Source organism: Flavobacterium sp. UBA4854 (assembly GCF_002399805.1).
GTDB classification, from domain to species: Bacteria; Bacteroidota; Bacteroidia; order Flavobacteriales; family Flavobacteriaceae; genus Flavobacterium; species Flavobacterium ginsengisoli.
The window spans coordinates 22,523-30,661 of sequence record NZ_DHEI01000077.1; the positions used below are offsets into that span (position 1 = coordinate 22,523).

At 33.4% G+C, this 8,139-nt stretch carries 7 protein-coding genes; 3 read left to right on the forward strand and 4 right to left on the reverse strand.

The genetic code is table 11. From position 1 onward, the window contains the following. Positions 1-243: 243 nt before the first annotated feature. Together B3J44_RS10780 and B3J44_RS10785 are read left to right on the forward strand one after the other, a co-directional pair. Positions 244-1,614: a glycoside hydrolase family 27 protein gene (locus tag B3J44_RS10780; protein ID WP_286968443.1), complete on the forward strand. Its 1,371-nt coding sequence runs from the start codon at positions 244-246 to the stop codon at positions 1,612-1,614. Continuing rightward, on the forward strand, positions 1,615-3,552 hold the full coding sequence (locus tag B3J44_RS10785) for a family 43 glycosylhydrolase (protein ID WP_286968447.1): 1,938 nt from the start codon (positions 1,615-1,617) through the stop codon (positions 3,550-3,552). Positions 3,553-3,628: 76 nt separating this feature from the next. Here the strand turns inward: B3J44_RS10785 and B3J44_RS10790 are convergent, their stop codons facing one another. Further along, entirely contained in the window at positions 3,629-3,961 is a 333-nt protein-coding gene (locus tag B3J44_RS10790) for a YegP family protein (RefSeq protein WP_198857450.1), read from the reverse strand. A 145-nt stretch (positions 3,962-4,106) separates the two neighbouring features. After that, the gene (locus B3J44_RS10795; protein WP_198857449.1) at positions 4,107-4,856 is read right to left on the reverse strand and encodes a DUF1349 domain-containing protein; all 750 of its coding nucleotides are present in this window, start codon (positions 4,854-4,856) and stop codon (positions 4,107-4,109) included. Positions 4,857-4,991: 135 nt separating this feature from the next. On the opposite strand from B3J44_RS10795, the gene B3J44_RS10800 reads away from it, so the two are divergent. Continuing rightward, entirely contained in the window at positions 4,992-5,735 is a 744-nt protein-coding gene (locus tag B3J44_RS10800) for a response regulator transcription factor (protein ID WP_286968448.1), read from the forward strand. Positions 5,736-5,813: 78 nt separating this feature from the next. Here the strand turns inward: B3J44_RS10800 and B3J44_RS10805 are convergent, their stop codons facing one another. Continuing rightward, complete coding sequence (locus B3J44_RS10805) at positions 5,814-6,377, reverse strand: DUF2911 domain-containing protein (protein ID WP_198857447.1); 564 nt, start codon at positions 6,375-6,377, stop codon at positions 5,814-5,816. Between the two features lie 109 nt (positions 6,378-6,486). Further along, positions 6,487-8,139, reverse strand: a 1,653-nt coding sequence (locus B3J44_RS10810; protein ID WP_286968449.1) for a glycoside hydrolase family 2 protein, incomplete at its 5' end; no start/stop codon positions are given.

The following is an 8,139-nucleotide window of genomic DNA, read 5'->3' on the forward strand; positions in this document are numbered from 1 at the left end:
GTACAGCGTGTATTTCACGGACATATTGCAGCATATATTCAGGCAAATGGAGATTCTACAGCGCCTATAAAAGTTAAATTTACAAGTCAGTGGTTAAAGCCTGTTGAGGTTACTATTAATGTGAAATAAAGTATCAATCTAAAAACCTAACAAGTTTTTAAAAACCTGTTAGGTTTTCTTTACGTTGGTAACAATAAAATTTCATTATATTTAAAGTGTAAAAACCACACATAACCAAACACAATGAAAATTACAAACTTACTTACAGTAACAATAGGAGCTTTTTTTCTATCTGTTGCAACTAACGCGCAAAAGAAAACGTTTCAAAAAGAAGAATTCAAACAATGGGCTCAAACCCCGCCAATGGGCTGGAATAGCTGGGATTGTTACGGACCAACAGTTGAAGAACATGAGGTAAAAGCCAACGCCGATTATATGGCAAAAGAGTTGAAGAAATTCGGTTGGGAATACATCGTAGTCGATATCAGATGGTTTGTTGAAAATGATAAAGCAGGAGGATATAACCAAACAGATCCACGTTACGTAATCGATCAGTACGGAAGATATTTGCCAGCTGTTAACCGTTTTCCTTCAGCAAAAGATGGACAAGGTTTTAAGCCTTTAGCCGATTATATTCATAAAAAAGGATTAAAATTCGGAATCCATATTATGCGCGGCATTCCTAAAAAAGCAGTCGAAGATAAACTGCCAATTAAAGGAGCAAACGGAATCACTGCAGATCAAGTTTATTCTACAGCATTACAATGCGAATGGTTAAGAGACAATTATACTGTTGTAGCAGACAAACCAGGAGCGCAAGAATATTATGATTCTATTTTCGAATTGTACGCGCAATGGGGAGTAGATTTTATAAAAATTGATGATTTATCTAGACCTTATCACGAAGGCGAAATCAACTTAATAAGAAACGCAATCGACAAATGCGGACGTAAAATTGTTTTAAGTACATCGCCTGGAGAAACACCAATCGAAGCAGCGCCTCACGTAACTACACATGCTAATATGTGGCGTATGGTTGATGATGTTTGGGATACATGGCCTCATATTACGCATTTAATGGATGTAGCTCAAAAATGGTATCCGCACATTGCGCCGGGAACATGGCCAGATTGCGATATGATTCCATTAGGACGTATTTCAATTAGAGGAGAAAGAGGTGAAGACCGTATGACGCGTTTGACAAAAGACGAACAATATACTTTGATTACATTTTTTAATATCTTCAAATCGCCATTGTTTTTTGGAGGAGATTTGCCAAGTAATGACGCTTTTACATTGTCATTATTGACGAATAAAGAAGTTGTAAAAATGCACAATCAAAGTACTGATGTAAAACAGCTTTTCCAAAAAGAAGGAAAAATTGCTGTCACTTCAAAAAATCCAAAAGATGGCAGTGTTTATCTGGCTTTATTTAATATTTCTGATAACGGTTCGCAAAAAGTTTCAGTAAACCTTTCTGATTTAGGAATTTCTGGTTCGGCTGAAGTTTTGAATATGTGGACAGGCGAAAAATCAAAAATTACATCAAATGAAATTGGAACTGACTTAAAACCTCACAGTTCTATTTTATATCAATTAAAAAGTAAAAAATAAATGAAAAGAATATTTTTTTGTCTGATATCATTACTAAGCCTTTCGACTTCTCTACAAGCCCAGAATTCAGCAAAAGGAGTTCCGCCCGTTATTGCCGATAAAGATTTAACAGCTTATTTATTTGTTTATTTTATAGGGAATAAAGTCGAAGAAGAAGCAGTTAATTATGCCGTAAGTAGTGACGGATATCATTATTACGCGCTTAACAATAATAAACCAATTTTAGATAGTAAAGCAATCAGTTCGACAGGAGGAGTTCGCGATCCGCATATCTTACGCGGAGACGATGGCAAAACATTTTACATGGTTCTAACCGATATGACTTCTTCAAAAGGTTGGGACAGCAACCGTGCAATGGTTTTATTAAAAAGTACTGATTTAGTAAATTGGAAAAGCAGCATTGTCAATATCCAAACTACATTTCCAGGAAATGAAAACTTAAAACGTGTTTGGGCGCCGCAAACTATTTACGATGCAAAGGCTGGAAAATACATGATTTACTTTAGTATGCAACATGCTGGAGGTCCAGATAAAATTTATTACGCTTACGCAAATAAAGATTTTACTGCCTTAGAAAGTGAGCCAAAATTATTGTTTGTTCCAAAGTCAGGAAACGCTTGTATTGATGGTGATATCATCGAAAAAGATGGAGAATATCACCTTTTTTATAAAACAGAAACCAATACGCCTGGAATCAAAGTGGCAGTTACAAAAGATTTGACTTCTGGAAAATGGGTTGAAAATGATAATTATCTGCAACAGACAAAAGATGGAGTAGAAGGTTCGAGCGTTTTTAAATTGAATAATTCAGATGAGTATATTTTGATGTACGATGTGTACACTAAAGGAAGATATCAATTTACAAAAACAAAAGATCTAGAAAATTTTAGCGTAATTGACAACGATATTTCAATGGATTTTAATCCGCGTCATGGAACTATTTTACCGATAACTCGTTCTGAATTAAAAAGAATTACTGATAAATGGGGAACACCTGCAAAACTTGCAAAAGTAAATCATAACCCAGTTCTGGAAGGCTATTATGCAGATCCTGAAATTTTGTATTCTAACAAAACAAAAAAATATTACATCTATCCAACAAGCGACGGATTTGATGGCTGGTCTGGATATTATTTCAAAACCTTTTCTTCAGATAATTTAGTGGATTGGAAAGATGAGGGGATTATTTTAGATCTAAAAAAAGATGTTCCGTGGGGAAATAGAAATGCTTGGGCGCCTTGTATTGTTGAGAAAAAGATAAAAGGAAAGTATAAATATTTCTACTATTTCACAGCTGCGCAAAAAGTTGGAGTTGCCGTTTCTGACAATCCAACAGGACCTTTTAAAGACAGCGGAAAAGCAATTGTAGCTACAAGACCAGAAGGAATACACGACGGACAAGAAATTGATCCAGATGTTTTCACCGATCCTAAAACAGGAAAAAGCTATTTGTATTGGGGGAATATGTATATGGGAGTGGCTGAGCTAAATCCTGACATGGTTTCTTTAAAACCTGGAACGCAGAAAGTTATTGCTGTAAATAATTCATTTAGAGAAGGAACTTATGTAATCTACAGAAACGAAAAATACTATTTCTTTTGGAGCGAAGACGATACGAGAAGTCCAAAATACAAAGTGAGATACGGAATTTCAAATTCTCCGACTGGACCGCTTGAAATTCCAGAAAACAATATCGTGATTCAAGGAAAACCAGAAGAAGGCATTTATGCAACAGGACACAATTCGGTTTTACAAATTCCGAACAAAGACGAATGGTATATTACGTATCATAGATTCTCTTATCCAACAGGAATAAAAATGGGAGACGCCGGAGGTTTTCATCGCGAAGTCTGCATCGATAAATTAGAATTTAATGCAGATGGAACCATAAAACAAGTTGTTCCAACTCATGCTGGAATTGAGGCTTTGAAGAAGTAATTTCAAAATTTAATTTTCAATAAAAAAGCTGTTTCTAAATTAATAGAAACAGCTTTTTATCTTTTATAAATATGTCTTAAGCCGTTTGATCATCAATAGTAGCTTCAGGAGCATTTTTCTTTACAGATTCAATTCCGTTTTCTCTAGCAGCTACACTTTCGTACATTTCGCTAGAACCAATAATCTGACCGTTTCCAGCTTTTAAATTGAAATAAGGTTTTCCGTTTTTAGCTTCTTTTCTGTCGTAACGATTATCGTCAGCTGCGTTATTTTTTACAGATTCAATTCCATTATTACATGCCGCTTTTGTAGTGTAGCCTTCGCTTGTTAGAATAGTCTGGCCATTACCAGCTTTTAAATTGAATTGAAACTCACCGTTGGTTCTAGTAGTGATTACAAATTTTCCCATGTAGTTTATTTTTAAAGTTAGGTAATATTAATTTTGCTTTAGATAAAAATACAAAACTTAGTAATATAAATCATACGTCAATTTGAAAAAATAATTACTTTAATGATAACAATTTGTTTTTATTGAAGAACTTAAAATAGCAAACTTAGATTCCTAAACGAAAATCAGAAACACTTTTTTCTTCCAAATTAATTTCCTCAAAAATACTTTGAGTTCCTTTATCTACAGGACATTGAGTGCTAATTCCCATCCAGATTTCTTTTGGGTAGTTGTTTTTATACAAACGAACCATCTGCCAGTTCTTTTTATCTAACGAATAATAACTTGCAACCGTTTTAGTGTCAGAAGAGATTTTCATGTAAACAGAAGGTTGTTTTACCACATCATGATTATTATCATCAGAAGTTGTCATTGTACGAACCGTTACAATTCTGTGATTGCCTCTTTCGTCTTGCTCAAAACAAAATTTTTGATAGAAACTGTCATTGACATAAATATATAAAACACCAGCATTATACAAACCTTTTTCTGTAAACTCAGGTGTAACTTTTGCAGTAAGCGTAAAAGGTTTTGTATTGTCTACTTTAGATAAAAGCATTGGCGCGCTAGTATTAGACAATTTTCCGTCTGGATCAGAAAAGTAATCTGATTTTTCACCAGCTTTAAAAATTACCTTTTCATTTGCTTCAGTCTTAATTAGCGAGTCGGCACCGTTTACTGCTTTTGTAAAATGGATAGAAGATAATTTGATATCACAAGGCGAACCATTTACAAATGCAGAATCTGTTTTTGTTTCTTCTTTCATTGTTGTTTTTGCAGTTTCGTTTTTAGTATTGCAGCTTGTTAAAGCCGAAAGACTAAGTATAATAATGGCGTTGTAAAAAAATGTTTTCATAGATTATTTTTTTGGGATAGAAAGTAATATTTTTAATTTTCCAAAAATAGAATTGCTTCACAAAAGGGGCAATACGTAAAATTAACCAATTATACTTTCTAAATGCCACAGAATTCTTCGATCGAAAACCAATTAATGACTACATTTTTAGAACAAAAATTTGAAATTGGAGAATCTAATGATATCGAAATGTATAAACAATTCGTCGTCAATTATGTCAAAATAGAACAATGTGTAGCTGTTTTATCCGATTATCAATCCGACAAAAGTTATATCTATGCAGGTAGTTTCGGTTCGGTTTTTGGACTTCCAGACGAAAATTCTGAAATTGATTCTGCTTTTGAAGAATGTATTTTTACTAAAATCAATTCAGAAGATTTGGTGGAACGTCATGTTTTAGAACTCAATTTTTATCAGTTTTTAAAAGAGATTCCGAGAGAAGAATATAGCAATTACAGCACTTTGAGCCGTCTTAGAATGAAAGATTCTATCGATAAAATTACCTATATAAATCATCGAACGATTTATTTAAACACGTTTAATAACGGAAGTATTTCGCTTGCATTATGCTTGTATCTGCCATCAACAGATTTGCAGCCTCGTACAGGAATTGAAGGAAAGATTTTTAATATTAGAACAGGTCAAGTAATTGAATCTGAAAAGTATAAAAACAATACTGAAAATATACTTTCAAAAAGAGAAATAGAAGTTTTGACTAGCGTTGCAAAAGGAAACAAAAGCGAACAAATTGCAGCCGAAATGCACATTTCGGTTTATACTGTAAGACGACACAGACAGAATATTATCGAAAAATTGAAAGTAACCAATACGGCAGAAGCAGTTCAGACTGCTTTTGTAATGGGAATTATTTCGCTGTAAAAATTTTATTTAAGAAGCTATAAACAAAAAAGAGACATCTTGCAATGTCTCTTTTTTGTATTTAAAATATTCGATTTATTATTTAATCGTAATAGGTAATTCAACCGTTGTTTTATCCCAGCCAATAACTAAATTAGCAATATTACCTTGAGCTGTAAATGCAATAGATAAAGCTTCAATAGTTTCGCTTACAGATTTAACAGGAACAGAAACTCTCACTACATCTTTGCTTTCGTCATAAGCATAACTACCCCATAAATCTAATTCTTTATTGATAATGATAGTCCATTTGTCTTTTTCTGGAATAGCAAATAAACTATAGTATCCTGCAGGAACTTTTTTACCGCCAATAGTTACCTCTTTGTAGAATTTGATTTCTGTATTTTCGTTAGCACCAACTCTCCAAACTTCACCAAATTTTACAACATCGCCAAAAATAGTTCTTCCTTTTGCAGTAGGTCTTGCATAAAGAACTTTGATAACCGGATTTGGATTATCTGTTTTTTTGAACTTAACTGCTTTGTTTGGGAAATAAGAAATATCAACAGGACTATTGTCTAATGGAGCAAATTTCACCACATCTTGAGCCTGAACTGTAAAGGCAGCAAATAGCGTAACTGCCAGTAAATAAAATTTTTTCATAGGATTACAATTTTTTAGAATAACTACAAAGTAAGTTAATAATGAAGAAAAATCATATAATTTACAGTCTGTTTTTTGTTAATGAATTGGTAATAGGCCATATAATTTATTATTCTTTTTTCTTCTTATCGTACCAATTCTGCATAATATAAAATGCTTTCTTCTTTTCGCCGTCATTTGAAATTAAACCTTTTCGATTGTAACCGTCCTGAATTCCTGGAAGCAATCTTTTTGGAGATCTGAAATCAACCAGAATCCAAGGGCTTGTTCCGCTGAGGTGTGGAATCTTTTCAATCATTTTTAAATTCTGAATGTATAAATATTCCTGAAATTCTTCTGTCCAGCGTTCATTTTTTTCTCCGTGTAAACCAGCTTTAGCATCGCCTCCAAATTCAGAAACAACAATAGGTTTATTGTATTTAGATTTCCAAACTATTTTTTCAGCATCTTCTAGATTTCCGCCGTACCAGCCCAAATACTGGTTGAAAGCTACAACATCTAAAACTTCACCAATTGGATCATCGATCGTTTCTTTTTTAGTCAATAAAGCCGCACTGATTAATCTTGTGTTGTCTAATGATCTAGTGTGTGAAGCTAAATTTTTAATGAATGTATTTCTGGCATCCGAAATTGGCGTTTCATTTGCCATTGACCAAATAATAATGCTAGCTCTATTTTTATCTCTAATGATAGAAGCCGTTAATTGATCTTCGGCATTTTGATAGGTATTTTTATTTGTAAATTCTACTGTCCAGTACACCGGAATTTCTTCCCAAACCATTATTCCCATTTTATCGGCTTCGCGAATAATATTTTCGTTGTGCGGATAATGCGCTAAACGAACATAATTGCAACCTAATTCTTTTGCCCAATTTAACAAACGCAAGGCATCTTCGGGAGAATTAGCACGTCCGCCTTTTGCATTTTCTTCATGAATAGAAATACCGCGCAAAAAGATTGATTTTCCGTTTAGCAAAATTTTATCTTCTTTGGTTTCGATAGTTCTAAAACCAATTTGATCTTTTAATTTTTGTCCGTTAAAATCAATTGTTACGTCGTACAATTTCGGATTTTCAGGGGACCAGTACGAGATTTTTTTAGCAGGAATTTCGAAGTTTAAAATTCCCTGAGCATTTGCTTTTTCTTTAAAATTAATTTTTAATTCTGGAATCGAAATCGAAACACTGTTTTGTGAAGCCTGTAAATTATTGATTTTGATAAAACCAGAAATAACATTTGCATTGCCTTTTTTCAGCTGAACGGTATAATCTTCTACAAAAGAAGCTTCTTCTTCAATTAAAGTTACATCGCGCGTTATTCCGCCATAATTCCACCAATCAGTATTCACCGTTGGAACATCTTCTTTATGACGCGTATTGTCTACTTTTATAACGAGATAATTGTCTTTTGGCTGTACAATAGAAGTGACTTCGTAATTAAATGGAGTAAAACCGCCTTCGTGCGTTCCTAGTTTTTTTCCGTTTAAATAAACATCTGCTTTGTAATTAATCGCTCCCAAATACAAAAACAAACGCTTTTTAGCTGCTAGATTATAATCGAAAGACTTTTTAAACCAAACATTTCCTTCATAATATTTAAGTTCTGTAACCTGCGAATTCCAATCGCCTGGAATATTGATTGTAGGCGATTTATCAAAATCATATTCTACTAATTCCTGTTTGTTTTGAGCATGGTAATTTGTAAAAAAAGCTCCTTTTGCTGGCTTTTCACTTTTGTCGTATTGGTCAAGGTGAAAACTGTA